The sequence below is a fragment of the Flavobacterium psychrotolerans genome, assembly GCF_003097635.1.
GTDB classification, from domain to species: Bacteria; Bacteroidota; Bacteroidia; order Flavobacteriales; family Flavobacteriaceae; genus Flavobacterium; species Flavobacterium psychrotolerans.
In genome coordinates this window covers 88,626-115,601 of sequence record NZ_QCZI01000002.1, presented here as the reverse complement: position 1 = coordinate 115,601, position 26,976 = coordinate 88,626, and the positions used below count along the sequence as shown (strand labels likewise).

The 26,976-nt window shown below is 34.9% G+C and carries 20 protein-coding genes and 2 tRNA genes; 6 read left to right on the top strand and 16 right to left on the bottom strand.

Annotation, left to right across the window (positions count from 1 at the left end; genetic code table 11):
• Window positions 1–49 precede the first annotated feature (49 nt).
• Complete coding sequence (locus DB895_RS02345; RefSeq protein ID WP_116723743.1) at window positions 50–2,668, top strand: DUF5916 domain-containing protein; 2,619 nt, start codon at window positions 50–52, stop codon at window positions 2,666–2,668.
• Window positions 2,669–2,676: 8 nt separating this feature from the next.
• Here the strand turns inward: DB895_RS02345 and DB895_RS02340 are convergent, their stop codons facing one another.
• Genes DB895_RS02340 through polA form a run of 3 tightly spaced genes read right to left on the bottom strand, consistent with a single transcriptional unit; the run spans window position 2,677 to window position 6,409 of the window.
• Window positions 2,677–3,279: a nucleotidyl transferase AbiEii/AbiGii toxin family protein gene (locus DB895_RS02340; RefSeq protein WP_116723742.1), complete on the bottom strand. Its 603-nt coding sequence runs from the start codon at window positions 3,277–3,279 to the stop codon at window positions 2,677–2,679.
• Complete coding sequence (locus DB895_RS02335; protein ID WP_116723741.1) at window positions 3,234–3,539, bottom strand: DUF6922 domain-containing protein; 306 nt, start codon at window positions 3,537–3,539, stop codon at window positions 3,234–3,236. Before DB895_RS02335 ends, DB895_RS02340 begins: the two co-directional genes overlap by 46 nt.
• Window positions 3,540–3,568: 29 nt before the next feature.
• Window positions 3,569–6,409 carry a DNA polymerase I gene (polA, locus tag DB895_RS02330; protein ID WP_116723740.1) on the bottom strand — a complete coding sequence of 947 codons (2,841 nt, stop codon included), beginning with the start codon at window positions 6,407–6,409 and terminating at the stop codon, window positions 3,569–3,571.
• A 131-nt stretch (window positions 6,410–6,540) separates the two neighbouring features.
• Here polA and DB895_RS02325 point away from each other — a divergent pair, with 131 nt between their 5' ends.
• Window positions 6,541–7,776: a metallophosphoesterase gene (locus DB895_RS02325; RefSeq protein ID WP_116723739.1), complete on the top strand. Its 1,236-nt coding sequence runs from the start codon at window positions 6,541–6,543 to the stop codon at window positions 7,774–7,776.
• 72 nt (window positions 7,777–7,848) lie between these two features.
• Window positions 7,849–8,145 carry a thioredoxin family protein gene (locus DB895_RS02320; protein ID WP_116723738.1) on the top strand — a complete coding sequence of 99 codons (297 nt, stop codon included), beginning with the start codon at window positions 7,849–7,851 and terminating at the stop codon, window positions 8,143–8,145.
• Here DB895_RS02320 and DB895_RS02315 read toward each other — a convergent pair.
• Window positions 8,142–8,783 (bottom strand): polysaccharide deacetylase family protein, encoded by a 642-nt coding sequence (locus DB895_RS02315; RefSeq protein ID WP_116723737.1) that lies wholly within the window; start codon window positions 8,781–8,783, stop codon window positions 8,142–8,144. The two genes, DB895_RS02320 and DB895_RS02315, sit on opposite strands and share 4 nt — an antisense overlap.
• A gap of 95 nt (window positions 8,784–8,878) precedes the next feature.
• Window positions 8,879–12,085, bottom strand: coding sequence for a glycosyltransferase family 117 protein (locus tag DB895_RS02310; RefSeq protein WP_116723736.1), 3,207 nt, complete (start codon window positions 12,083–12,085; stop codon window positions 8,879–8,881).
• A gap of 239 nt (window positions 12,086–12,324) precedes the next feature.
• Between DB895_RS02310 and DB895_RS02305 the strand changes: the two genes are divergently transcribed.
• Window positions 12,325–12,395, top strand: a tRNA-Gln gene (locus DB895_RS02305).
• Window positions 12,396–12,543: 148 nt separating this feature from the next.
• Here the strand turns inward: DB895_RS02305 and DB895_RS02300 are convergent.
• A complete protein-coding gene (locus tag DB895_RS02300; protein WP_116723735.1) occupies window positions 12,544–13,932 on the bottom strand; it encodes a dipeptidase in 1,389 nt (462 codons plus the stop codon).
• Window positions 13,933–14,040: 108 nt separating this feature from the next.
• Here DB895_RS02300 and DB895_RS02295 point away from each other — a divergent pair.
• Window positions 14,041–14,122, top strand: a tRNA-Leu gene (locus DB895_RS02295).
• 236 nt (window positions 14,123–14,358) lie between these two features.
• On the opposite strand, the gene DB895_RS02290 is transcribed toward DB895_RS02295, so the two are convergent.
• Both DB895_RS02290 and DB895_RS02285 read right to left on the bottom strand, forming a co-directional pair.
• Window positions 14,359–17,961, bottom strand: a complete 3,603-nt coding sequence (locus DB895_RS02290; RefSeq protein WP_116723734.1) for an Eco57I restriction-modification methylase domain-containing protein — start codon at window positions 17,959–17,961, stop codon at window positions 14,359–14,361.
• A 47-nt stretch (window positions 17,962–18,008) separates the two neighbouring features.
• The gene (locus DB895_RS02285) at window positions 18,009–19,016 is read right to left on the bottom strand and encodes a helix-turn-helix transcriptional regulator (RefSeq protein WP_116723733.1); all 1,008 of its coding nucleotides are present in this window, start codon (window positions 19,014–19,016) and stop codon (window positions 18,009–18,011) included.
• A 94-nt stretch (window positions 19,017–19,110) separates the two neighbouring features.
• On the opposite strand from DB895_RS02285, the gene DB895_RS02280 reads away from it, so the two are divergent.
• Window positions 19,111–19,440, top strand: coding sequence for an HIRAN domain-containing protein (locus DB895_RS02280; RefSeq protein ID WP_116723732.1), 330 nt, complete (start codon window positions 19,111–19,113; stop codon window positions 19,438–19,440).
• Between the two features lie 236 nt (window positions 19,441–19,676).
• Here the strand turns inward: DB895_RS02280 and DB895_RS02275 are convergent, their stop codons facing one another.
• The 8 genes from DB895_RS02275 to DB895_RS02240 all read right to left on the bottom strand — a co-directional run bounded on the left by DB895_RS02275 (window position 19,677) and on the right by DB895_RS02240 (window position 26,917).
• Window positions 19,677–20,525 (bottom strand): c-type cytochrome, encoded by an 849-nt coding sequence (locus DB895_RS02275; protein WP_116723731.1) that lies wholly within the window; start codon window positions 20,523–20,525, stop codon window positions 19,677–19,679.
• A gap of 33 nt (window positions 20,526–20,558) precedes the next feature.
• Complete coding sequence (locus DB895_RS02270) at window positions 20,559–21,248, bottom strand: hypothetical protein (RefSeq protein ID WP_116723730.1); 690 nt, start codon at window positions 21,246–21,248, stop codon at window positions 20,559–20,561.
• Window positions 21,249–21,252: 4 nt separating this feature from the next.
• Window positions 21,253–23,019, bottom strand: a complete 1,767-nt coding sequence (locus DB895_RS02265; RefSeq protein ID WP_116723729.1) for a DUF885 domain-containing protein — start codon at window positions 23,017–23,019, stop codon at window positions 21,253–21,255.
• Between the two features lie 68 nt (window positions 23,020–23,087).
• Window positions 23,088–23,450: a nuclear transport factor 2 family protein gene (locus DB895_RS02260; protein ID WP_116723728.1), complete on the bottom strand. Its 363-nt coding sequence runs from the start codon at window positions 23,448–23,450 to the stop codon at window positions 23,088–23,090.
• A 73-nt stretch (window positions 23,451–23,523) separates the two neighbouring features.
• On the bottom strand, window positions 23,524–24,432 hold the full coding sequence (locus tag DB895_RS02255; protein WP_116723864.1) for a pseudouridine synthase: 909 nt from the start codon (window positions 24,430–24,432) through the stop codon (window positions 23,524–23,526).
• A gap of 212 nt (window positions 24,433–24,644) precedes the next feature.
• On the bottom strand, window positions 24,645–25,565 hold the full coding sequence (locus tag DB895_RS02250) for a geranylgeranylglycerol-phosphate geranylgeranyltransferase (protein ID WP_116723727.1): 921 nt from the start codon (window positions 25,563–25,565) through the stop codon (window positions 24,645–24,647).
• A gap of 26 nt (window positions 25,566–25,591) precedes the next feature.
• Window positions 25,592–26,530, bottom strand: a complete 939-nt coding sequence (locus tag DB895_RS02245) for a mevalonate kinase family protein (RefSeq protein ID WP_116723726.1) — start codon at window positions 26,528–26,530, stop codon at window positions 25,592–25,594.
• Window positions 26,531–26,566: 36 nt separating this feature from the next.
• Complete coding sequence (locus DB895_RS02240) at window positions 26,567–26,917, bottom strand: four helix bundle protein (protein ID WP_116723725.1); 351 nt, start codon at window positions 26,915–26,917, stop codon at window positions 26,567–26,569.
• Between the last annotated feature and the right edge of the window lie 59 nt (window positions 26,918–26,976).

Genomic DNA, 26,976 nt, shown 5'->3' with positions numbered 1-26,976 from the left:
TTTATATATCCATAGATTTATTACATAAAAAGAATAATTCATTTTAGGCATGAGATACATTCTGTTATTTGTATTTATTTTCCAATGCACTTTTGGGCAACAAGCAGCTAAAGTCGAAAAGAAAATATATACTACAAAATCGTTAGAAACTTTAGCACCGCCAATTATAGATGGACTTCTAACCGACTCGAGTTGGGATATTGTAGATTGGACGGGTGATTATATAGAAAATTTACCGGATGAAAACACACCACCAATAGAGCAAACGAAGTTCAAAATTGTTTACGATAAAGAATTTATCTATTTTGCTTTTCGATGTTACGATAAAGATCCAAAGGAAATCGTGAAGAGATTGTCTAGACGGGATGGTTTTGAAGGGGATTGGATAGAGATTAATCTGGATAGTCATGGCGATAAGCGCACCAGTTTTTCTTTTTCGGCATCCGTTGCAGGGGTAAAAAGCGACGGGTTCATTTCTGATAATGGAAACAGTTGGGAGGGAAATTGGAATCCCATTTGGTACCTAAAAACAAATATTGACAAGGAAGGGTGGACAGCAGAAATAAAAATTCCGTTGAGCCAGCTAAAATTCGGAAATGATACAGATCAAGTTTGGGGATTGCAATCAACAAGAAGGTATTTCAGGACAGAGGAACGTTCCGTTTGGCAGCGGATTCCTTTAGATGCTCCGGGCTGGGTCAGCGAATTTGGCGAGTTGCATGGGTTGAAAAATTTAGTACCTCAAGGACAAATAGAAATCCAACCCTTTTTTACTTCAAAATTAAAAACGTATCCCAGAGAGGCGGGCAATCCGTTCCGAACAGGTAACGATTTTAAATTAAACGGAGGCTTGGATGCTAAGGTGGGAATCACCAATGATTTAACGTTGGACTTAACCATAAACCCCGATTTTGGTCAGGTTGAAGCTGATCCTGCCGCAATAGCCTTGGACGGTTTTCAAATATTTTTTCAAGAGCAGCGCCCTTTTTTCGTCGAAAACAAAAATATTTTCAATTACAATTTCGCCGATGGTCAGGATAATTTGTTTTATTCTCGAAGAATTGGCCGAAATCCTCAAGGGTATCCCAAAAAAGCAAATGGAACTTTTATTGATTTTCCAGATAACACCGCAATTTTAGGTGCGGCTAAGTTTAGTGGAAAAACGAAAAGCGGATGGTCTTTGGGTATTTTAGAAAGCGTAACCAATAAAGAGTTTGCCAAAATGGATGAGAATGGTAACAGAAGTAAAGAATTGGTAGAACCGCTCACCAATTATTTTGTTGGTAGGGCTCAAAAAGATTTTAATAATAAGAATAGTTTTATAGGTGGCATTATTACCGCAACCAATAGAAATTTAGAAAGTACCGAATTGAATTTCCTTCACAAAGACGCATATGGCGCCGGGGTTGATTTTCTTCACAATTGGAAAAACAGAAAATATTATTTCGCATCAAATTTTGTGGCGAGTCACGTGCAAGGCAGTACAGAAGCGATTACGGCTACTCAACAAAACATTACCCATTTGTTTCAGAGAGTTGATGCGGGACATGTATCCGTAAACCCTAATAGAACTTCGCTCACAGGAACCGGAGGAAAAATAGAAATAGGAAAGGCAAGTGTTGGGAATTGGCGTTATAATGGGTCAATAAATTGGCGTTCGCCAGAATTGGAACTCAACGATGTTGGTTTTTTAAGGCAGGCAGATGAAATTCGGCAGTATGCTGTTTTGTCCCATCAAACTTTAAAACCTTTTGGACAATTCAGGAGGATAGATTCCCGATTGGAACAATTTTCAGGCTATGACTTTGAAGGTAATTTTAATAAAATGCAATACTCGCTTGGATCAGGTGCCAGTTTAAAAAACAATTGGAATGTTAATGTTTTAGTGATTTATAATCCGGTAAATTATTCCAATTCCGTTTTGCAGGGAGGCCCCCGATTTCGGTATTCTGAAAGTCTTTTTAATTCCATTGCCCTAAACACAGACAGCAGGAAGAAGTTGAGGTTTAACGCTGCAATTTATGAATCGCAAGGAAAAAGCAACTCGTTTTCATATACCGAATTTAGCACTGGAGTAACCTATCAGCCCATTAATGCTTTAACAGTCTCGCTGAATCCGAATTTTGCCGCAAACAAGAGTAGGACGCAATATGTGACACAAACCAGTTTTAATTCAGAATCAAGATATATTACGGCCGATTTGAACCAAAGAACAATGAGTGCGTCCATTCGTTTGGATTACAGTATCAATCCAAATTTGACGATCCAATACTATGGACAGCCTTTTATTTCTAAGGGGAGATACAAGGATTTTAATCGGGTGACAAACCCTACGGCTAAATATTATGGGGATCGAATGGCGTTGTTTGATGCGAAACAGATTTCTTTTGATGCCTCAAAGAACACCTATTCTGTCGATGAAGACATTAACGGAACGGCAGATTACAGTATTGGAAATCCCGATTTCTCATTTGTGCAATTCCGTTCTAATTTGGTTTTACGTTGGGAATATATTCCGGGCTCGGAACTCTTTTTGGTTTGGTCGCAAGGCATTACCGGAAACGCAAACCCTAGAGAAGATTTGTTTATGGGGTTAGATTCTCAAATTTTAGGAAGAAAACCGGAGAACATTTTTTTAATTAAAGCAACGTACCGTTTCGTGTTGTAGTGGAAGAATTAGTAGATTGCTTCTAATATTGTTTTTTTTATGTGACTCCAATCAATTTCTTCAAACATAATCGGCATTTCTTCGTTTTCGGCATCCTCAAAATAATTTAAACTTTTGAGAACCATAAATTCGGATCCATCTTTATATTTTTGATTGTAAAAATGAATTATTTCTTTTAACGAATACTTTTTTAGAAGGAAGTATAAATCGACAAAATCTTTACGGCTTCCTCTTCCAGCAATGGCATTGAGTTTCATTGCCGCTATATCTTTATCAGAAACCATCCGAACAGCATCAACATTATTTATGTTTTCTAATAAAGGATATTTGTAGTTAACAAAGTCGACTTTAATTCCATCAACAGAGAAGATAATAATGCTTTTACTTTTTTTGATTGTGATGACTTTCCCAAAACGGGATAATTCTTCAATAAATTCAAATTCATTTATTTCCGAATCTCCAAACATATCAATATCAACTGAAAAACGATGCCCAATTTGTAATGCCAATGACGTTCCTCCAACAAGATTAAAGCCGTTAAAGACCTCAGAGGCCATTATTTTTTTTAATAATTCCAGAAGGATGGGTTGGATTGTCTGAGTTTGTAACATCTAAAATTGGATTTGTCTATTTGAAATAAATTGGATAAAAAGGCAAGCGTAACCACATCTAAACTCCGAAGTTCAAGAGAAATATTTTTAATTGTTTCCAAACCATATACATCTTTAATAATATTCCAGTCCTTCATCAAGCCAAATTCCAAAACCTTATAGATAATTTGATCTTTAGATTTTTCAAAACTTAAAGTCGCAAAATCAACATCCCAAAAAAGATGAGGGGATAAGTCTTGTATTGTATGGTTTGTTTTCATTTTTTACAAAGCTACAAAATCAAAAATTCTTAATGCGCTTCCAGCCAATCTTTTCCTTCCCCTAATTCCACATCCAACGGGACATCCATTTTAAACGCATGTTCCATTTCGTGTTTAATCATCGGTTTGATTTTCTCCAGTTCCGAATTGTGAACATCAAAAACCAACTCATCGTGAACCTGCAACAGCATCTTGCTTTTCCAGTTTTCTGAAGTCAGTTTTTTATGAATATTAATCATCGCAATTTTAATCACATCGGCAGCACTTCCTTGAATTGGGGCATTAACCGCATTTCTTTCGGCTCCGCCACGAACAATGGCATTTTGAGAATTGATGTCTTTCAAGTAACGGCGTCTTCCAAGAATGGTTTGCACATAGCCGTGTTCTCGGGCAAATTGAATTTGTTCACTTATGTAGGATTTCAATCTTGGATAGGTTTGGTAATAGGCATCAATCAAAGCCGCACTTTCTGAACGGGAAAGCGAAGTCTGGTTGCTCAAACCAAAGGCGGAAACCCCATAGACAATCCCGAAGTTCACCGTTTTTGCATGGCTTCGTTGTTCCCGGGTTACTTCCTCTAAAGGGACATTAAATACTTTTGAAGCGGTCGATTTGTGAATATCTTCATGGTTTTGAAACGCCTTGATCATGTTTTTCTCACCACTCAAAGCAGCTATAATTCGTAGTTCTATTTGGGAATAATCCGCAGAAACCAAGGTGTAATTTTCGTCACGGGCAATGAATGCTTTACGAATCAATCGTCCTCTTTCGGTACGAATCGGGATGTTTTGCAAGTTCGGATTATTGGAACTCAAACGTCCTGTTGCGGCAACAGTTTGCATATAATCAGTGTGAACACGTCCTGTTTTTTTGTCAACTTGGTTGGGCAATGCATCAATATAAGTGCTTTGCAATTTCACCATCTGACGCCATTCGAGAATGTCTTTTACTATTGGATTGTCTTTTTCTAAATAACTTAATATTTCTTCGCCAGTGGCGTATTGACCAGTTTTAGTTTTCTTTTGTTTTACTCCACCAATTTTCAATTTGTCAAATAAGATGTCGCCGAGTTGCTTTGGCGAAGCCAAATTGAATTTCTCGCCAGCCGTTTCATAGATTTTTTGTTCCAAGGCGATACTTTCTTTTGCCATTTCAATCGACATCGATTTTAAGTAGGGAACGTCGAGATTAATACCTTCCAATTCCATTGCTGCCAAAACTGGGATTAATGGAATTTCGATTTCATCAAATAATTTTTTGGTTTCGGCTTTGTCGAGAAGCGGGCTGAAATTTTGTTTCAATTGAAAGGTAATGTCGGCATCTTCGGTGGCATATTCTTTGATATCTTCCAAAGGAACATCGCGCATCGATTTTTGGTTCTTTCCTTTTTTTCCAATCAAATCTTCGATTGATTTTGGCGAATATTTTAAATACGTTTCCGATAAAATATCCATATTGTGGCGCATATCTGGGTTGATGAGATAATGCGCAATCATCGTGTCGAATAGTTTTCCTTTTATTTGAACACCATAGTGTGAAAGAATTTTTATATCATATTTGATATTTTGACCAATTTTTTCAATCGTTTCACTTTCGAAAAATGGTTTAAATTTATTGATTAAAACTTGCGTTTCTTCCTGGTTTTCCGGAAACGGAACATAAAAGCCTTTTCCTTTTTCGAAAGAAAATGACATTCCAACAAGTTCGGCATTCAAAGCATCAATTCCCGTGGTTTCAGTGTCAAAACAAACCGACTGTTGATTTTGTAAATTTTGCAACAGCAATTTCACACCCAATTCGCCCTGAATGATTTGATAGGAGTGCTCGGTATTTTCTAACGTATTGTAATATTGATGATGCGTTATGTCTGAAGTTTCTTCGGAAATGGCACTTCCAAAAAGATCGAATTGTTCTTCATTTTTTGGTTGTGGTTTTTTATATAATTTGGCTTCATCAACCGGTGTGTTTACTGTTGTTGATCCTCCTTTTTTGAAGATGGCATCAAATTGTTCGGCCATTCTTCTAAATTCCAATTCATTGAAAAGTGCATCGGTTTTTTCTACATCTGGGGTTGATAATTCATAATCAGTTTCATCAAAAACTACGGGACAATCTAGTAGAATTGTTGCCAAAGTCTTGGACAATAATCCTTTTTCTTTGTTGGCTTCAATGTTTTCCTTCATTTTTCCTTTCAACTTGTCGGTATTCGCCAAAAGGTTTTCCATCGTTCCAAATTCCTTCAGTAATTTCTTGGCTGTTACTTCACCAACACCGGGTAAGCCAGGGATGTTATCGGCTGCGTCACCCATCATCCCCAGAAAATCAATAACTTGGTCAGGATGTTCAATTTCGAATTTCTCCAAAACTTCAGGGACACCCCAAATTTCTATTCCATTGCCCATTCGAGCGGGTTTGTACATAAAAATATTCTCGGAAACCAACTGGGCAAAATCTTTGTCAGGCGTCACCATAAAAACTTTGTAATTCTGTTTTTCGGCCTGTTTGGCAATGGTTCCAATTAAGTCATCGGCTTCATAACCTTTGACTTCTATAATAGGAATGTGCATCGCTTTTAATAATTGCTGAATATAAGGAACGGCAATTTTTATGGCTTCAGGAGTGGCATCGCGATGGGCTTTGTATTCTGGAAATATTTCATTTCGCAATTGACTTCCACCATTATCAAATGCCACTGCCAAATGGTCTGGTTTTTCCCGTTTGATGACATCCATCAAGGAATTCATAAATCCCATGATGGCGGAGGTGTCCATTCCTTTAGAGTTAATTCGAGGATTTTTTATAAAAGCATAATATCCGCGAAAAATTAAGGCGTAGGCATCAAGAAGGAATAGACGTTTTTGGGCTGACATAATTATTTTTGTAAAATGAATTCGTAAAAATAAGCAAACCAAATGTATTGTTTCCTTATGACGTTAAATTTTTAATAATTTAATGTATTTGCAGTTTCATAATTTGTTAATTTGTATAAAATTTATTCCAAATGGTTTTTCGAATACTGTTATTGTGTATTGTTCTTGTTGTCATAGAAGTTTATGCTTTTCAGGCGCTAAAAACGCTAATAAAATCGAAATGGATTCTCTTTTTTTATCAGGTCATTAGTCTCTTACTTTTTGTTTTCATTCTCTATTCTTTGTCAAAATTTGACCGTTCAGTAGGGCAAACAAAACAAACGATGGTTACAATGGGCATACTGCTTTTAGTATATTTCCCAAAAATTGTGCTTGCTTTGTTTTTGCTTGGGGAGGACATTTTTAGAGTGGGTTCCGGTGCCGTAAACCATTTTATAGTACGTGATCCTGCAATGGACTTTCTGCCTTCAAGGAGAAAATTTGTAAGTCAGATAGGGATGGGATTGGCCGCAGTTCCATTTTTATCATTAATTTACGGAATGACAATTGGGAAATACAATTATAAAGTAATCAAACAACGCATTTTTTTTCCGGACTTACCTGATGCTTTCGATGGTTTTACAATTACTCAAATCTCGGATGTCCATAGTGGTAGTTTTGATAATCCAGAAAAAATTGATTACGCGATTAGTTTAATTAACCAACAAAATTCAGATATGATTTTGTTTACAGGCGATATTGTGAATACGGATGCCAAAGAAATGGTTCCGTGGTTAAAGGTATTCAATAAAATCAAGAAACACGACTTTGGTAAATATTCTGTACTTGGGAATCATGATTATGGGGAGTATGTAACTTGGCCGTCCGAAGCTGCCAAAGAAGAAAATTTTAAAGCCATAAAAAAACTGTATGGACAAATTGACTTCAAGTTGCTACTAAACGAACACACCTTCATTAAAAAAGGCAATGACAAAATTGCGCTTGTTGGGGTTGAAAACTGGGGGCATAATTTTAAACAAGCGGGAGATTTGAATAAGGCAGCCCAACAGCTCCAAAAAGAAGATTTTAAAATACTGATGAGTCATGATCCAAGCCACTGGGATCAAATTGTGCAGCATCATGACAAACATTTTCAATTGACACTTTCGGGACATACTCACGGCATGCAATTTGGCATCGAGATTCCGGGTTATTTTAAATGGAGTTTAGCCCAGTATGTATACAAACAATGGGCAGGATTGTATGAAAATCTGGGCAGGTATATTTACGTCAATAGGGGGTTCGGGTTTCATGCATATCCGGGTCGAGTGGGGATTATGCCCGAAATAACTGTCATTCAACTAAAAAAAGCGCAGAAATTAGCATAATTCGTTTAAAGCGCTATATTTGTAATGTAATATCTCATTTCGTAAGTAATAGAAATTTAATATTTTGCTAATATGTCAAAATTTGGAGAACTTATAAATGCTCAAATTCCAGTGTTAATTGATTTTTACACAGAGTGGAATGATTCATCGGTATCCATGCATCCTGTAATAAGAGATGTGGCCGCTGCGTTGGGTGATAAAGCCAAAGTGATAAAAATTGATGTCGATAAAAATCAAGAATTGGCCGGTGCACTTCGCATTAAAGGGTTGCCCACACTGATGATTTACAAAGAAGGTCAAATGATTTGGAGACAATCAGGAGAACTTGATGCCAATACCATAATTGGATTGGTACAAGATCAGATTTAACAAATGGTGTCACATCGATAACCTTTTTCTTTTAAAAACTCTAATGTTTTCGGTAAAGTAAATGCTAGGTTTTCGAAGCTTTTTACGCTGTCGTGAAATACGATGATGCTTCCTGAAGTTACGTTTGAAATTACATTTTCCAAACATTTTTCTGGCGTAATGGTTTGGTCAAAATCAGCGCTCAAAACATCCCACATGATTATTTTGTATCCCATTTGTGTCAATTTTTTCGATTGATGGGTTGTTATTTTTCCATACGGAGGGCGAAATAGTTTGCAGTCTGCAGCGGTCGGTTGGTAGCTTAAAGCATCCGAACATTTTTTTATGTCCTCAAGATATACCTCTGTAGAAGTGTTCCATCCATTTAAATGATTGAAAGTGTGGTTTCCTAAGGCGTGCCCTTCTTGAATTATAGTATTGAAAATTTCGGGATATTTTTCGATATTGTTGCCAATGCAAAAGAAAGTGGCTTTGATATTGTATTTTCTGAGCTGTAAAAGTGTCCATTTCGTGATTTCGGGTGTAGGACCATCATCAAAGGTAAGATATACTTTTTTGTCTCTGTTAGGAATATCCCAAATGTATTTGGAATACATTCTTTTGATTAGGGCATTCGTTTTTATCCAATACAATTTCATATCACAAAGGTATTAACTTTAGAAATAAAAAAAAAGTAGCGGTATTTTTCAATGGCGCTACTTTAATATGGTTTTACATTTTTAAAAGGATTAACTTATTTTTCAATGTCTCGTCCAAAACGTTCAAACATTTTATTATAAGTATTGAATATTGTCTTGTTTTTGTTATAAAAATCGAGATCGCCACGGTCTTTCATTACCAGTAATAGACCTCGGTACCGTTCAATATCGGTAATAATATCAATAGCAATACTACTTTGTTCTGTAGGTCTTAATCCGTAATAAAACTTTAAATTCTCTTTGTACTTGGTCATTAATTGTTCTAACAATTGACGGGCTTTTTCTTTTTCGCCTATTTTATAATAACCTCCGGCAAAGGAATCAACTAGGGAGTAGTAGCCATAATAATCTAAAGGCATCTTGGTCATTGCTAGCTCAATGATTTTTTTTGCTTTTTCTATTTTGCCCTCATTGACTAATTGCTCCATCAATCGGGATAAGTTGGATCGATAGGAAATGCTGTTCTTTCTAGTTTCCGTATCGTGGTAAATCGTTTTTAAGTCACCATTGCCCCAATCCCATCTCATGGCAATGTCATACATTTTGTCCGAATCAATTTGACCCATATCAAGAGGACTTCCGTCTTTAGGAATTGCCGTTCGTATTGGAACTAATTTATAAACGAGTCCGTCCAATTGCAAATAGTCTTTCATCCAAAGGTAATCGTCATCGCCAAAACTTCCTCCCGTGAAATAGACAGGACGTTTCCAGTTGTTGTTGGCAATAATGTCAAGCATCATTAGTCTGTTTTTATACAAAGCCGAGCCTTTTATCTGAATGTCGATATACGGAACAATGGAATCGTTATATTTAGGGTTGACCACTTTATTTTGAATAATGGTATTTTTATCAACTGGGATTCGGATTTTATCTGTTGGATAGAAATGAATTTTTTGGCCATTCTGCATCTCTACAATGGTTTGTGGATCATCACTTCCAATAAATTTAAGCAAGGCATTTATATCCCAACGGTTCTCCGTTTTTTGATTATAGACTGCATAATCTAGTTTGTCACCCACGTACTGATCGTGAGTAAAGGAAATAGGCAAGCCGTCGGATTCGTAGGTTTTCATTTTCATTTGGTCAATATACCAATCAGTCATGAAAAGGCTGGTGTTTACAATCTTGATATCTGTTCTGACTTTTTCGATTTCTTGTGCATACCAAAGCGGAAAAGTGTCATTGTCACCAATGGTAAATAAAATAGCATTAGGTTCGCAGGAGTTCAAATAGTTTTTCGCCATGGCTATGGCTGTGTATTTATCTGATCGATCGTGGTCATCCCAGTTTTGAGTGGCCATTAAAATAGGAGCAGCAAGCAAACTTAATCCGATAACTGCAGGCCCGGCAATTTTTGGTTTCAGATAATTTTTCAGACTATCATAAATGGCATAAACTCCAAATCCGATCCAAATGGCAAATACGTAAAAGGAGCCAACCAATGCATAATCCCGTTCTCTGGGCTCAAAAGGCCTTTCGTTTAAGTATATTTTCAGGGCGATTCCGGTAAATAAAAAGAGTGCTAACAGGACATAAAAACTTTTCAGGTCTTTATTCGCGTGATAAATCAATCCGATGATTCCAAGTAGGAGAGGTAAAAAGAAATACATGTTCCGTCCTTTGTTGTTTAACACGTCAGTAGGCAAATTTTCTTGTGAACCCAAATGCATTTCATCAATGAATTTGATTCCGCTGAGCCAATTCCCGTCAAGATTGTCGTATTTTCCTTGAATGTCGTTTTGTCTTCCCGTGAAATTCCACATCAGATACCTCCAATACATGTAGCCAAACTGGTATTCTACCATAAAACTTAAATTGTCTAAAGTACTTGGCTTTTCGATGATTAAATATTCGCCATAACTTTTTAAGAATGAAACATATCCTTCATTATCAATTTCCTTTGAAGCATAGGCCTTTCTGAATTCGGCAATAATATTAACTAATTCTTTTTCTTCAGAATATTCCGGCTTGATTTTAAATTCCGGAACATGCGTAAAATTCATGTAATTTTCAATGTGATCCGTACTCCACAATCTAGGCAGAATAGCTTTTTGGTTGTCGTCGCTATTTTGCTCTGCATTTTTAAAGTTGTTAGTAATGATGTATTTTCCCGTTTTATAATCCCTTTCGTAATTGGGTGCTTTATCCAGATAAGGATTTTTTTCATCTAAACCTGCAAACGCGTCAGTATATTGAGGGCCATAAAACAAAGGATTGACACCGTATTGCTCTCTGTTGTAATACGCAAGAACCTCGGCTGCATCGGAAGGTTTATTTTCATTAATTACCGTGTTGGCATTGGCGCGAATAGGTAACATCATCCAGGTAGAGAATCCTATTAAGATAAATAAAATACAAAGAATAATTGTGTTGTAAAAAATCAGTCCTTTTTGTTTGGTGTATTTCAAACCAAAATAGAAGAAAGCTGTAAAAAGTAATGCTACAAAGATGGTTCCAGAGTCAAAAGGCATACCTAAATTATTAACCATATAAATTTCGGTTTTACCAAAGAAAGCCATGGTTAAAGGCAATAGCAATTTAAAAATAAATAGCAATACAGAAACGACAACTATATTGGCAATAATGAAATTTTTTACAGTAATGGTTTTGTAGTGTTTAAAATAGTATAAAAATCCAATGGAAGGAATGGTTAATAGCGCCATAAAGTGCACTCCAAACGATAGCCCAATCACCAAACTAATAATCAAGAGCCATTTGTTTCCCCTTGGAGTGTACATGTCTTGTTCCCAACGCAATCCCAGCCAAAATAACAATGAGATCCATAAAGTGGCCATAGCATAAACTTCGGCTTCAACGGCATTGTACCAAAAGCTGTCCGAAAAGGTAAAAGCCAAAGCACCTATAAAGGAACTTCCTAATATAACAATCGAATTATTTGTGTTGCTGTCTGAAAAAGAAAAAATTAGTTTTTTTAAAATCATGGTCGAAGACCAAAACATAAATAATATGGTAAATGCGCTGGAAAAAACGGACGTCATATTTACCATCAAGGCAATATGGGTCTTATCTAATGCAAACATGGCGAAAAATGCACCAATCATTTGGAATAAAGGCGCTCCTGGCGGATGACCTACTTCAAGTTTAGCAGCAGTGGCAATATATTCGCCACAATCCCAGAAACTCATCGTAGGCTCTACGGTTAGCGTATATGTTACTAATGCTATTGCAAAGGCAAACCAGCCTAAAATAGTATTCCATTTATTGAAATTAAATGCAGCCATATGAATATAATAATGTTCTTTTTTAGAGCTACAAAGAAACTATTTTTTTGTTGAAAGCGAGGTGCATTAACAAAAAATTCTAAAATCTTAACGAATCAATTTAAATTGGTTTTTATCAGATTATAAAGACTTTAGAAAAAACATTCGCTCAGTTGAAATTATTTTCAATAAAAAAACTATAAATAGTTGCTTAAAATAAAATTTGTATTAAATTTGCACTCGCTTAACGGCAATGGAATTGGTCTATGGTGTAATGGTAACACAACTGTTTTTGGTGCAGTCTTTCAAGGTTCGAGTCCTTGTAGACCAACAAGTATAAAAAAAACCTCGTAAACATCAACGTTTACGAGGTTTTTTGTTTATGTCTTATTTGTTATGTTAATGAAGCCGTTTTTGACAGGCATGTAAACACAAGAACTAGGATGTAAGCGGTATTTAATTTCGACTTCAGTTCTACTTTATTTACTCATCTCTACGAAATACTTATAAAACAACGGAATCGTTTCAATGCCTTTTAGGTAGTTGAAAATCCCAAAATGTTCGTTCGGGGAGTGAATGGCATCACTATCTAGTCCAAATCCCATCAATATTGTTTTGCTTTTTAATTCTTTTTCAAATAGGGCTACAATAGGAATGCTTCCTCCGGAACGAACAGGAATGGCAGGAACTCCAAAAGTTTCCGTATAGGCCTTGTTGGCCGCTTTATATCCAATGCTATCGGTTGGGGTAACATAGCCTTGTCCGCCGTGGTGTGGTTTTACTTTCACGGTAACACCGGCAGGAGCAATACTGATGAAATGTTTGGTGAACAATTTCGTGATTTCTTCCCAATCCTGATGCGGAACCAATCGCATGGAAATTTTAGCAAAAGCCTTGCTGGCTATGACAGTTTTGGCACCTTCTCCGGTGTATCCACCCCAAATTCCGTTGACGTCAAGCGTTGGCCGAATGGAGTTTCTCTCGTTTGTTACATACCCTTTTTCACCATAAACGGCATTGAGGTCCAATGCTTTTTTATAACCGTCAAGATTAAAAGGTGCTTTGGCCATTTCGGCTCTTTCCTCTAGAGATAGTTCTTCAACGTTATCATAAAATCCGGGAATGGTAATATGATTGTCATCGTCATGAAGGGAAGCGATCATTTTAGCCAAAACGTTAATTGGATTTGCTACCGCTCCACCGTATAAACCAGAATGTAAATCTCTGTTTGGTCCCGTAATCTCGACTTCTACATAACTCAAACCGCGCAATCCAGTAGTGATGGAGGGTTGCTGATTGGAAATCATTCCTGTGTCAGATATTAAAATGACATCGTTTTTTAGTTTTTCCTGATTGCGTTCTACAAACCAACTCAAACTTTTAGAACCCACTTCTTCTTCGCCTTCAATCATAAATTTCACGTTGCAGGGTAACGTATTCGACTGAATCATATACTCAAAAGCTTTCACGTGCATGTACATTTGTCCCTTGTCATCACAGGCTCCGCGGGCAAAAATAGCGCCTTCCGGGTGAATTTCAGTTTTTTTGATTACGGGTTCAAAAGGAGGAGAACTCCACAACTCCATAGGATCTGGAGGTTGAACATCGTAGTGACCGTAAACTAAAACGGTCGGCAGGTTTTTATCAATAATTTTTTCTCCATAGACTATCGGATAGCCTGGCGTATCGCAAATTTCCACAAAATCGCAGCCCGCTTTTTCCAGACTCGATTTTACCGCATCTGCCATATCAATAACGTCTTGCGAATAGGCGGCATCAGCACTTACCGAAGGGATTTTGAGTAATTCGATTAATTCGTTAATGAAACGGTCTTTGTGTTGTTGCACATATGATTTTATTGTATCCATGGGGTAGTGTATTATATAATTTCAAAAGTACAAAAAAGAGTATGAATATTTTTTGTTCATTTTCCTTTGAAAGTAAGAAGTTATGATTATATTTGCACTCACAATTTTGCGGATATGGTGAAATTGGTAGACATGCCAGACTTAGGATCTGGTGCCGCAAGGCGTGTAGGTTCGAGTCCTATTATCCGCACTTTTAAAATGCAATTATCTTTATTTTAGATAGTTGCATTTTTTGGTTTTAAAAGTTAGTCTGTATTTAGTCAGTAATTTCAAAAATCCTGAATTTTTATTTTTTTTAGGGACTCCGAAAACTATTTTTTCATCACGTTAAATTGTATTCTATTAGAAATATCTTTTGCTAATGCTCCAAAACTTGAAACATTATGACTATGTCGTGATAATGAAACTACATCTCTTCCCATATGCTCAATTCTTTTCAACAATTTCAATTTCCTCCTCACTCAAACCATACAACTCATAAACCATAGTATCAATAGCTTTGTCGGTGGTGTTTATTTGGGTTTTTATGGAGTTTAGTTTGGTGGCTTCGTTGGTAAAATAGTCTTCCCACTCGGCTTTTTGTGATAATGATAACTTTACTTTTTGTTTTTCGAGTTCTTTTATAAAATCGGCATAGGATAACAAATACCAGTCTTGTAGTTTTTTAGGCAAACTTTCTAACAGAAATTCTCTTTGCAACGTTCTTTGAAACTTTTGGGATTGTTCTTGTAACTCTTTGTTTAAGGTTAACATCAAATCGGCTTTTTCTATGAATGGGTTTTGTTCCGAAAGAGTTGTTTTTTTAATTGGAATTTTAGACAAATATTCTTTAGAAATATTCACGGTTAATGTCGAATCATTTGTAAATGATTTATTATAAAACCAATTAATAAGACTTGAATTTAATAAGGATAAAATAAATTTAATTTTAAATTCTGAATCAGCTTTTAATATGATATTATTAATAGATTCTTTATTATAATATTTTAAGTTATCATAAGCTACTTTTAAAGGTTTTTTACCTCCTGTAATTCTTTGAACTAATAACTTTTCCTCTACTTCAAAAACTTTAGGGGTTCTTGCTCTATGAATTAATTCAGGTTTATATTTTAAAAACTTCGTAACATCTTTGATTAAATATGATGAAATGTCTTTTCCTTCTAAAAATGGTTTGTAACCGTTGTTTTGTATGTCAAATATTAATTCGTTTTTATTATGAGAGATTACCACACCGAAAATCATTTCCTGACATTCATCTCCGAGCAATATTGAAATACTTTGTAACTTATTCAATATGAATTGTGCGCCATCTTCAATCGTTGAAGAAATCATAAAGTTATTTTTTACAATTTGATTAAGTGGAAGCATTTTATGATTTCCTGAAAAATCATTAATAATTTTTAGAGGTTTTTCAAAATTTGGAATGTTTTTACTTGCTAATAATATTATTGCTGATGTTACTGCTCCATTAAAAACATCATTTCCTAAATCAGCTAATTCCCTAAATTGAAAATTTTTGATAAAAAACTTTCTTGAATCGTGATATGAAGTAACTCTTAGAAATGTATTTGGTATGATAAATGAAAATTCGCCATCTTGCTTTAAAATGACATAAGATTTTTCAATAAAAAGAGTAAAAAGGTTAACCTTGCCGTTCCCAGTTTCATATTTATTTTTAAAATACTTTTTTTCTAACTCATTTATTCCGCTGTTTCCCCCAAAAACATACGGCGGATTTCCAATAATCACATCAAAACCACCTTTATATTCTTCTCGAAAAGTATCGTCGTAGCTTTGATAAAGACAATGGAGCATACTCCATTGTTGTAATATTGGCAGAATTGGCAATTCATGTTTTACCCTATTGTTTCTAATATATTCAATAGTATTATATAATTGGTTGTCATCAACAATTTCTTTGCATCCAAATTTTTGTGTCCATAAACTGTTTTGTTTTTCTCCTCTTTCTTTTTCTATAGGCAAGGGAGTATGCTCCCTTGTTGTAGTAACACCTCTATGTATGTTTACTTCTCTAGCTGTTTTAGCTTTTATTTTTTGGACAATTTTAGACACATCCTCTTCATTACAAACAAGTAATAAATGAATGTGGTCTTTACACACATTAAAAGCCATCACCCGAAGATTATCTTCTATTACAATTTTAGTTACTTGTTCTACTATTATTGTTTCTTCTGTCTCTGTTAGCGGAATGATTTGTGGTTTAGGCATTGTTCCCATCGCTCTCTTTTCTCTAACCTTATAATCTATCATTCGTTGAGAAGTCCGACTATCGTGAATGGCCGTTGTGATATGCCAAGCCTTTTTTTGCTTTTCTTTAAACACTTGCGGAAATGCCGTTTGCCAGTTAAAGGCTTTTTCTCCAGCAATTGCGGGGTCGTCAATTAGTGAGTTTCCGCATTTAATATTGTTGTTAAGGTCGTTTAGTTTTCGGTTGGGTTGTGCGGTGCGTAACCAAAGGGATAGTTTGGCAATTTCTACACTTTCTTCATTTAAGTCAACACCGTAAAGGTTGTTTTCGAGAATGCTTTTTTCTACATCGCTCAAAACAAGTGCATCGCCAAAAAGCTTGGCTTGGAGTTCGTCAATGTATTGGTGTTCCGCAATCAAAAAATCTAAGGCTTGGTTCAGGAACGCACCACTACCACAAGCTGGGTCGCAAATAGTAATTTGTAGTAACCAGTTTCTATACGTTGTTAGTTTTTCTAATAGCGGTTGTTTGGTGGTTTTGGTTCGTTTTTTATCGGTAAAATAATCTTCTTCAACAATTTTTATTTCGGCTTTTTTGTCCATACACAATTTGCCAACGGTATTGTCCACAATGTATTTGGTAATGTATTTGGGTGTGTAAAATACGCCGTCTTTTTTTCGTTTGGTGCTGGATTTATCAATAGAGCCGCCCTCTAATTGAGCTTTTATTTCGTCTAATTGATTTAATGAATTTTCAAAAATATGACCTAAAATGTTTACATCAACTTCACTTTGAAAATCATAATGGCTTAACTTTTCGGTATGTTTAAACAATACTTCATCATTTATTTTTATGCTGTCAAGAACGCTGTCGGGTTTAAAAAGTCCGCCATTATAGGCATAGATTTGATGTTCTTCTTTTTGATTGGATGCCGTTTCCGAAAATGCTGGAAGAACCACTTTTGCACCCTCGTTGAGGTCGTGAAAATAGATTTTGTAACGGTCATATAAGGAAACTTCTATCCGCATTTGGCGTAGTTGTTTCCATTCTTTATTGATACGAAAAATCAAATTAGTAGGTAACAGGTTTCTATCTTCAGCAAAGAAGATAAACAAAAATCGATCTAACAATTTTTGTGATTTCTGGAATAATTCAACGGGTTCAAATTCAGGATTCAAAGCCACTAAATTGGTATACAAATCACTTTTAAAGAGTGAATAATCAGAATATAATTTTTTGGTAATGTCTTTTTCTTGGCTTACGGAATCTTCTTTTATTTTCCTGGGAATATCTCTCGAAATATTCTCGAAAGCCAAACACAAATAGAGTAATTCAAATTCCTTTTCGGTAAGGTGAAACAAATTAAACTCGATATATTCCGTTGCATTATCAATATAAAAACGCAACTTTTCAAAGTTTGAGGTTATCACATAAACGCAATCGGGTTGGTTATTTTTGTAACCAAATGCCTGTACTTCAATTTTGTTTAAATCGGTGGTGTTAGTTCCTTTTAGTTCAATAACGGCTTTTACTTTTTCGCTAATTAGGATTGCACCATCGGCTTTTTTACTGTCTTTTACGTTCTTATATTCCGTAGTTATGGTAAAATTTGGCGTTGGGTTTTTAGTATATCCCAAAACATTTACAAACAAATCTATAAGAAACTCGCCTTGGTATTGCTCTTCTTTGCTGGAACGAATGTTATCTTGAATGCTTGGATTATGGAAATGGCTTTTGAAAACATTCCATTGCGCAACTAATTGGGTTTTATCTTGACTTTGTAACTGTTTGGCGACAACCGATTTTTGAAATAAGGACATAAAAAGTTGTGTTTTAGAAAGTGGTACAAGTTAAACAAATAAAAAAATTAAAGATAGTTTTCTAAATTTTTAAGTAACCGATTTTTAATAGTTTCTTGTAGCGATTTTGGCTCCACAATTTTAAGCGTTTCGCCATATGAAAGAAGCAAATTTTCTAATTCAAAATTGATAAAAACATTAATTGAAAATAAATAACCATTTTCGTCTTCAGAAATTCTTTTTTGTGAACCGTGAATTGGTTTAGTGATTATGTATGGTTTTAAATCATTTGTTGCAAGCAAAATAACCTTTTCTATAGTTGCGTTTTTAGGCTTTGAAATACCTATAATATCTTCAAAATACTCATTAAAATCTACTGTCGATATAATATATTTTGCATTCATTTCTTTGAATTGAACAATTCTATCTAATGCAAAATGAGTTAGATTTTCATATTTAGGAAACCGACCAATAATAAACCAACGGTTGTTATATTGCTTTAGATAATAAGGGTGAAATTCGAAAGTTTTGCTTGTTTCGTTATCGAATTTTTGATATTCTAATACCAATACTTTTTGATAGATAATGGCATTAAATAAATCGCCAATAAGGTGTATATTTTTTAAATATTCATTGGCATCAAAACTTATTATTTCTTTTCTGGAACTGTCGAGGTTAAAAGCTTGTTGTAATTTTAAAATGAGTTCATTTACCCATTCAAATTGTGGCATTCCTTTAAAACGAGATAAAACTAACAAAGCTGATTTTAATTTTTCTACTTCAAAGTCATTAATGGGTTGGTTGTTTATAGAAAAATCTTTGGTTTCATACTTATAAAACACTTTTCTACCCTCTTTATTTCGTTGCAAGGGAATTTCCCAACCTTGCGAACTTTCCATAAACTTAATGTCTTCAAAAAGTTGTCTTCTCTTAATTCCTTCGTTAGAAAAATTATATTCAAAAAGAGCATCATTGCATGCTTTAAGTAAATCTTCATTAGAAAACTTACGCCCAAAATTGCTAAAACATTTGTCTAAAGCGTGGTATCTTATTATTGCATTTTTAGTTATTGACATACTTTAAAATTTATGAATCAAAAATAAAACAAATAGGTGCATTTCTACTGCACTAATACAAAATAGTTTTGTAACCGAATTTAAAACAAAAGTTATGAGAGAGCATTTAGCCCATTTTGACATTGCAGGATTTACCTATTATGAGGGTGTTTTAGCTTTTAACGAGTTAAAAATAGGGGAGCAATTACAATTAAAATTAGAAGAAGACAACAAGTATGACCCTCGTGCAGTTGCCATTTATTACAATGATTTCAAACTAGGATTTGTACCAAGAAGCGAAAACAGAATTATTTATAAATTATTAAAAGTAGGAATTGATTATCTTGAAATAAGGGTTCAACGAATTAGCAAAAAAGAACATCCCGAAAATCAAGTTGGAGTAATTATTCATTTAATTAAAGAAGAAAAAGAAACCCAAGAGTAATACTTTTGTTTTTTTTTTATTTAGTGTTTGTTTTTGTATATTCCACTAACAAATTTTGAAATAAGGACATAAACGAAAGTGTATTAGAAAGTGCCAAGATAAGAAAAAACGACTCGTTAGAAAGTAGTGTTTTCAATCAAAAAATAAAAATTAATCCTCTTTTACCTAATCGCTTAAAAATGTTTTTCCGTTATTGAAGGGCTTTTTCAGTTTCCTCATTTCCTAAGGGGCTTTTTTTATGATTTGTGGTTTGCCATGTAGGTTAAATAAACAGTGATATCTTCAATTTCCTTTTCTGTCAAATGAGCCAACGTTGGCATTTTGACCCCGTTTCTAAACGCTTCAGGGTTTTTTATAAAGGCTTTTAATTGGTTTTTATCCCAATATTCGGTTACGCTTTTTGGGTAATTCAGTTCCGGACCCATTTTCCCTCCAATTGTATTGATGGCATGGCAGGTGACGCAATTTTTCTTAAATAATTTAAAACCCGCTTGTGCTTTTTTATTGCCTTTCGGATAGAGAGACGAATCGGAAGCACTATCAACAAAGTGAATTTTTATGAGGTTATAAGGCCATTTAAAATCCGTTTCCATAGTTGATACGTCTTCATATATTAAATAAAAAGGCGCTGCTTTCATTTCGTGTCCGTCTTTAATGATTTTCGACCACAATTCTCCTTTTGGAGCATCTACGTCACTGACGGCGAGATACGATTTTTTGGATAAAAATTGTTGTAATGGCATTACGGGTTTGTAGCCATCTTCACACTCAAAAACAATTTGATATTTTGTGGCATCCAAATCCCTGATGGCTGGATAGGTATTTAGTAATTCTTGCAAAGGAAAAGCATTAAAATGTTTAACGCTATGGTATACCGGATCGTTATTAATGGTAATTACTGTCGTATGCAATAATTTCCCCTGTTTTTGCAAAGCAACTAAATCAATCGTGAGGGTATCTGTAGTCTTAGAGGTGACAGTATTCTTTATTGCGGTTGTAATGGTTGGTTTGGATGCTGTTCTTTCTTGACAACTCCCTATAAGGGTAGATAAAAAAACGAGGAATAGCTGTTGGGATTGCCGCATGATTTTAAGAATTTATTCTAATGTCATAGTTAATTATAAAGTGGAAAGGAATTGTGTGATTTTGATCAAATCGCTTTCAGTCTTAAAGGACAAATCATTGTTTTTAAGAAAGGGTATGATGGCTTCCTTTTGCTCAGGATACAGTTCTAGCAACTGTTTTTTGTTTTGTGGCATTGGTATTATTTTTTTATCTTTTGTTTCTAAATAATACTCTTCATTTGCTTTTACCAATTTAGCAGGGGAATAAACATCGTAACTATTTTTAGGTTGTTTTTCCTTTTGAAGAATAATTTTGTCTCTTCTCAAAAGGGAAACTTCATTTTTGTCAAATAACACCACCAGATAACCATAGACATCTTCTCCTTTTAAATTTTTATAATTCAAAAGTTTCATTTTAGTCAGTCCCAAATTTATTGAGATGAGATTAAATTTATCGTCTTTAGTTAGTATTAAAACATCGTTTGTTTCTATTTGGACTTCAATTTGATCGGATTCGGCATTATAACGAACCATTAATTTTTGGTCAATTCCTGAAACTTCAGCATAATTAAATTTTTCATTTAAATAGGGGCTGCCTTCTGTTTTCTCATGATAAGTGGAATTTAAGGAACCATTTCTATACAATGCACCAGAAAAATTAGGGTCAATTTTATCGGCAATTCTCTGCGCCGAAACGATGCAGCAAATAAATAGCACCATGCTTATGCTTAATTTCTTTTTCATGTTTTTATTGTTTTACTTCAATCCAAGAATTGATTTTCTTTTCTAATAAAGCCAAGGGCATCACACCAGATTCGAGTACTTTCCCGTGAAATTTCTTGATGTCGAATTTGTTCCCCATTTTAGTTTCGGCTTTTTTGCGCAACTCCATAATTTTTAATTGCCCAATTTTATAGGATAATGCCTGACCCGGAATGGCCATATAGCGTTCAATTTCGGCAATGATGCTGGCTTCGCTTTCTGCTTCATTTTCTAGCGAATATTGTATAGCCTGCTCCCGTGTCCAATTTTTACTGTGAATTCCAGTATCTACCACCAATCGAATTGCGCGATGCATTTCGCTTCCCAGCATTCCGAAATATTGATACGGATCTTGGTACAACCCCAATTCTTTACCCAAGCTCTCTGTGTACAGTGCCCAGCCTTCACCATAAGCTCCAAACCAATTGAATTTTCTAAAATTTGGTAATTCTGTATTTTCTTGCTGTAAAGATATCTGAAAATGATGTCCAGGAATGGCTTCGTGCAAAAATAGATCCTCATCGGCATAAAAATTGTAATTGGCAACATCCGGAATGGGAACATAGAAAATTCCAGGTCGGGATCCGTCTGCCGTACCTTGCATATATTCTGCGCTGGCAGTTTTTTCCCTAAAGGCTTCGGTTCTTCTAATTTCGAATTTTGTTTTGGGTTGAAGAGCAAATAGTTTATCGACATTAGGTTTTATCCGTTTGTAGATACTTTCAAAATTGGTAATTACTTCCTCAGGTTTTTTAAAAGGTTTCAATTCTTTTTTATTTCTGACTTCATCAAAAAATTCCTTTATGGTTCCTTTAAACCCCACTTGTTTTTTTACTTTTTCCATTTCAGAATTCAATCGAGCCACTTCTTTTAAACCCAAATTGTGGATTTCAGCCGGAGTCATTTCGGTAGTGGACCATTGTTTGGCATAAGTGGCATATAATGCCGAGCCAAAAGGGAAACTTCCTATGCCACTGGTGGTTCTCGAAGCGGGTAGGTATTCGTTTTTTAGGAAAGCAGTCATTTTTTTGAATTGAGGAATCAATTTCTCCTGAATTACAGTAGTGTATTTTGTGGTCAAATCTCTTTTTACGTCATCAGAAAAATCATTTGGCATCCGTTTTATAGATGAAAAATAGAGATTGTCTTCAATGTTTGGCGTAGGCATTTCTTCAAATTGCGGGATCACTTTTTCGGTTAACGTTTTGGGTAAAACAATTCCCTTTTTGATCCCTTTTCTCATGTAAACCATTGCCGAATCTATCCAAACAGAATATAAATCCATTCTTTTCAAGAAATCGGTATAATCTTTTTCGGTTTTAAAGGGCTGTGCGCTTGTTCCTCCAGCAAATTGCCCCATTGTTAGGTGTGTTCCCGAAAACTGTTGAATAGGCATTAAATTCGTAGGTTGCTGGAGCAATTCTTTACCAACAGCAACTTCCCATTGCATGATTTCATAGCTATTTTTTTCTTCTTCACTCAGTTTTGTTTCATCAAGTGTTGCCAATGCTTTTTCGTATTTGTCAAAAAAGGCACTTTGCAATTTTCTAAAACTGTCGGTCATTTCAAATTGCAACTGATCGTTATATTCATTCTGTCCGTTTTGAGTGGCATCTAGTGGAAATAACGTGTTTTTTTCATCAAAATAGTCTTTTGTCAAAGTGCCAAAATCTTGTTTTTTACTTTCCGATTTGCAGTTTGCCAATAGGACAGAAATAATAATTGCGATTAAAGGGGAAGTGAATTTTTTCATATAGAATTTAATACATTATAAAGACAGAAATGATAAGTTGTTTCTGGTGTTAGTGATTTAAATGGTAATTATCCGTGATAAACTCTCGAAAACACAATCTTGTCCTCTTTAACCACCAGGACTTCGGCAACGAGTGTGTCTTCTTCGCCCGCAACACTTCTTACATACTCCATAAAGACTCGATCTGAATTTGCCGTTAGTGAAGTCACCTTGTAGTGCAAACTAGGAAATTGCTCAAAAGCATCTTGCCACCAATCGTGCAACGCTTTTTTACCTTTTATCAATCCGTTGGTTTCTGGTTTTTTAATTTTTAATTTCGGACTAAAATGTTCAGCATCGCCATCATATAAAGACAAAAGTTGCTCCAAATTATGGGAATTAAAAGCATCAAACCACTTAAAAGCAATAGATTGTAGTTTCTGGGATGTCATAATTGTTTGTTTAAATAAAAATTCCCGCTTTAAAAAAGCAGGAATTAAAAGTAGTGATTATATTTTAAAAAACTTATACGTTTTTCAAATTGATGATTTCTTGTTCGGTTAAAAGCCTCCAGTTTCCACGGGGCAGATTTTTTTTAGTCAAACCCGCAAATGCCACTCGGTCAATTCGCAACACATCATAACTAAAATGTTCAAAAATGGCACGAACCACCTTTACATTTGAAGATCTTAATTTAAGTCCAATTTCACTTTTTGGTTCGTTTTCAATGTAGCTCACTTCTTCTACAAAAACGCGGTGTCCGTCAAGAACTAGTCCTTTACTGATTTTTTCTAAGTCTTCAAATTTTAAGTTTTTATCTAAAGAAACTTGGTAAATTTTGGATGATTTTTGATTCGGTAACGTAAATTTACGGATCATATCGGTATCGTTAGTAAACAACAACAAACCGGTAGTGTTTTTATCCATTCTTCCCACGGCTCCAATTTTTGAAGTAGTGGATCCTTTAACCAATTCTAAAACATTTCGATATTCCTGGCCTTCGTCCAGCGCAGTGGTAAAGTTTTTAGGCTTGTTCAGTAAGATGTATTCCTTTTTTTCGGGAGTCAAAACCGCACCGTCAAAATTCACGACATCACCTGGTTTTACCATGTACCCCATTTCTACAATAGGATTTCCATTGACCTTAACATTTCCGGATTGGATGTAAATATCCGCATCACGACGGGAACAAACGCCCGAATTGGAAATGTATTTGTTCAAACGAATTTCGTCGGCCACTTTTGGTCTTTTTGGCGCTTGGTTCGGTTTTTTCTCTACTTTATCTGTTGCAACAATAGCAACTTTAGTAACTATTTTTGCTTTTTTTGGCCCTTGAGCCCGCTTCTGCATTGCAGGTTTTGGCTTGTTAGAACTGGGTCTAGAACTATTTGGTCTAGCGCCGTTTCCTTTTTTATTGCCCTCCTTATTATTCATAAATTCTGTAATTTGCTTCGTCAGTTTGGCCTTTAATGGCCTCATGTGTGCAAAGATAGGCAATTAGATTAGAATAGTCGTTGGGAGTTATAAAGTTATCGGGAGCTAATCCCGCTATTCGCTATATCCACGCAAAAAAGCGTGGGATGCCGCTTCTATCTGGGCTAGTCCAATCGATTTTTTGGGATTTCACGAGAATAGGCGTTGATTGATCAAATCATCAGTAACAACTTTTTTCCGTTCCACAACACGCTTGGATTGATAAGAACAATACAAAAAACACCCGCAACAATAAGAAATTTCAAGGTATTATGGAGTTGTAAAAATTGTTCTTTTGTGTTGGATTTCCATAAACGGATTCCGAAAAAAATCAGGATTATAAAACAGACATAAAAATAAAGATCCATATAACCCACATCGAAAACGTTGATTAAAAAATAAACTGGGATGACGCAAAGTGATAACAAAACGGTTATGATTGTTTTAGAAATTATCACTCCGTGAACGATGGGAATAGTCTGATAATCATTTGCCAAATCCCCCTTAATGTTTTCTAAATCCTTAATCATTTCCCGAATCAATAATAATAGAAAAAGAAAAGTAGCATGAAAAAAGATGACTTCATAAAAGTTTTTGTAATACAAAAGAATACCAAAAAAGGGCAATACCGCTAAAAATGCCGCCATGAGATTTCCTATCATGGGGAATTTTTTTATCTTATGGGAATAAAACCAAATCAGGAAAATATAGACCGAAAAGAAGATAAAGGCGCGTCCCGAAACAAAAAAGGCTATCAACGCCACAAAAAAATTGATGCCAAAATAAACCTGAAGTTTTGTTTTTTGACTCACCAATCGATCCAACTGGGACTTGTTGGGGCGGTTAATCAAATCTTTTTTGCTGTCGTAAAAATTATTAATGATGTAGCCAGAAGCTATCGTTAAGCTCGATGCAACAACTAAAATGAAGAGATCGAAATCTAAAATTACGGCCAATGCCCTTTTTTCGGGAGCAAGAATAAAAATTGCCGAAAGATATTGTGCTATAACAATAATAGGAATATTATACCCTCTGACTACAGAGAACAAACTGATAGTTTTTAATAATAAAAGCTTGTTCTTTCTATTTAGCATGGAAGAAACTTAAAAGTTGAGTACTTCTAAAATTGATAAACCACTTCCAGTTTATAATCTTTCAATGAGGCTTTTGCTTTTTCTAAATCTTCCGTAAAACCTAGAATATAACCGCCACCACCAGAGCCGCATAATTTGAGGTAGTAATCGTTCGTGTCAATTCCTTTTTGCCATATTCCATGAAATTGTTCAGGAATCATTGGTTTAAAATTATTCAAGACTACTTTTGATAATTTTTTAGTGTTTGTAAATAGTGATTTCATATCTCCACCTAAAAAATTTTCTACACAAGCATCGGTGTGTTTTACAAATTGGTTTTTTAGCATGGCACGGAAACCCTTGTCTTTCAGGTTTTCCATAAAAATATTCACCATTGGAGCGGTTTCGCCAACAATACCAGAATCTAACAAAAATACTGCGCCTTTCCCGTCCAAACTTTGTGTCGGAATACCGGTGGCTTCAATATTGTCTTTGGAATTAATTAAAATGGGAATACTCAAATAGCTGTTTAATGGGTCTAAGCCAGAACTTTTTCCGTGGAAAAAACTCTCCATTTGAGAAAAAATATTTTTTAACTGCAATAATTTCTCGCGAGTTAAATTTTCTAAAACCGTAATTTTATTTTGTGCATATTTATCATAAATCGCCGCTACAAGTGCGCCACTACTACCTACGCCATAACCTTGCGGAATACTGGAGTCAAAATACATTCCGGTTTCAACGTCATTTTTTAAATTGGTCAAATCAAAAGTAACTAATTGAGATTGTTCGCTTTGTAGATTTTCTAAATAAGAAACGAAACGTTTTAAACTCGCATTCGATGAGACGGCATCAATAGACAGATTTCCATCTCTTTTTAAGGCACCATTATAAAAATTGTAAGGAATAGACAAACCCTTAGAGTCACGAATAATTCCGTATTCTCCAAACAGTAATATTTTTGAGTAAAATAGTGGTCCTTTCATGTTTTTAATTGATAATTAACAATGGATAATTAATAATTATTTTGATTTAGAAGTGTTAATAATGCTAGTTAACAATTTTAATAATTCTATTATTTTAGGTTTTATATTTTCAAATTCAATTTGACTTATATATTTCGTTTCAAACAAAAGGTCTAACCAATATTCTGTTTCGTTAGCTTCTTTTAGTGAAATTGATAATTTATGGATAAAATCAGCTTTACTTTGTGCATGTTCCGATTCTCTGACATTTGCCCCAATTGATGTTCCAGAACGTAACATTTGCTTTGACAAAACAAACTCTTTTCTTTCGGCTAAAACTTTATAAAGACCAACTATTTCGATTGCAAATAAAAATGATTTTTCTTTGATAATGTTTCGCTTCTCCATTCTTTAATTTTACATTATCAATTATCAATTATCAATTATCAATTATCAATTATCAATTA

Excerpts from the sequence above, each read along its gene's own strand:
- DB895_RS02270 (WP_116723730.1), bottom strand. The coding sequence starts at position 21,248 with ATGAAAAAGAAATTAAGCATAAGCATGGTGCTATTTATTTGCTGCATC.
- DB895_RS02245 (WP_116723726.1), bottom strand. The coding sequence starts at position 26,530 with ATGAAAGGACCACTATTTTACTCAAAAATATTACTGTTTGGAGAATAC.
- DB895_RS02300 (WP_116723735.1), bottom strand. The coding sequence starts at position 13,932 with ATGGATACAATAAAATCATATGTGCAACAACACAAAGACCGTTTCATT.
- DB895_RS02320 (WP_116723738.1), top strand. The coding sequence starts at position 7,849 with ATGTCAAAATTTGGAGAACTTATAAATGCTCAAATTCCAGTGTTAATT.
- DB895_RS02255 (WP_116723864.1), bottom strand. The coding sequence starts at position 24,432 with ATGAATAATAAGGAGGGCAATAAAAAAGGAAACGGCGCTAGACCAAAT.
- DB895_RS02345 (WP_116723743.1), top strand. The coding sequence starts at position 50 with ATGAGATACATTCTGTTATTTGTATTTATTTTCCAATGCACTTTTGGG.
- DB895_RS02340 (WP_116723742.1), bottom strand. The coding sequence starts at position 3,279 with ATGTTACAAACTCAGACAATCCAACCCATCCTTCTGGAATTATTAAAA.
- polA (WP_116723740.1), bottom strand. The coding sequence starts at position 6,409 with ATGTCAGCCCAAAAACGTCTATTCCTTCTTGATGCCTACGCCTTAATT.
- DB895_RS02310 (WP_116723736.1), bottom strand. The coding sequence starts at position 12,085 with ATGGCTGCATTTAATTTCAATAAATGGAATACTATTTTAGGCTGGTTT.
- DB895_RS02260 (WP_116723728.1), bottom strand. The coding sequence starts at position 23,450 with ATGACATCCCAGAAACTACAATCTATTGCTTTTAAGTGGTTTGATGCT.
- DB895_RS02335 (WP_116723741.1), bottom strand. The coding sequence starts at position 3,539 with ATGAAAACAAACCATACAATACAAGACTTATCCCCTCATCTTTTTTGG.
- DB895_RS02275 (WP_116723731.1), bottom strand. The coding sequence starts at position 20,525 with ATGCGGCAATCCCAACAGCTATTCCTCGTTTTTTTATCTACCCTTATA.
- DB895_RS02250 (WP_116723727.1), bottom strand. The coding sequence starts at position 25,565 with ATGCTAAATAGAAAGAACAAGCTTTTATTATTAAAAACTATCAGTTTG.
- DB895_RS02240 (WP_116723725.1), bottom strand. The coding sequence starts at position 26,917 with ATGGAGAAGCGAAACATTATCAAAGAAAAATCATTTTTATTTGCAATC.
- DB895_RS02325 (WP_116723739.1), top strand. The coding sequence starts at position 6,541 with ATGGTTTTTCGAATACTGTTATTGTGTATTGTTCTTGTTGTCATAGAA.
- DB895_RS02280 (WP_116723732.1), top strand. The coding sequence starts at position 19,111 with ATGAGAGAGCATTTAGCCCATTTTGACATTGCAGGATTTACCTATTAT.
- DB895_RS02290 (WP_116723734.1), bottom strand. The coding sequence starts at position 17,961 with ATGTCCTTATTTCAAAAATCGGTTGTCGCCAAACAGTTACAAAGTCAA.
- DB895_RS02285 (WP_116723733.1), bottom strand. The coding sequence starts at position 19,016 with ATGTCAATAACTAAAAATGCAATAATAAGATACCACGCTTTAGACAAA.
- DB895_RS02315 (WP_116723737.1), bottom strand. The coding sequence starts at position 8,783 with ATGAAATTGTATTGGATAAAAACGAATGCCCTAATCAAAAGAATGTAT.
- DB895_RS02265 (WP_116723729.1), bottom strand. The coding sequence starts at position 23,019 with ATGAAAAAATTCACTTCCCCTTTAATCGCAATTATTATTTCTGTCCTA.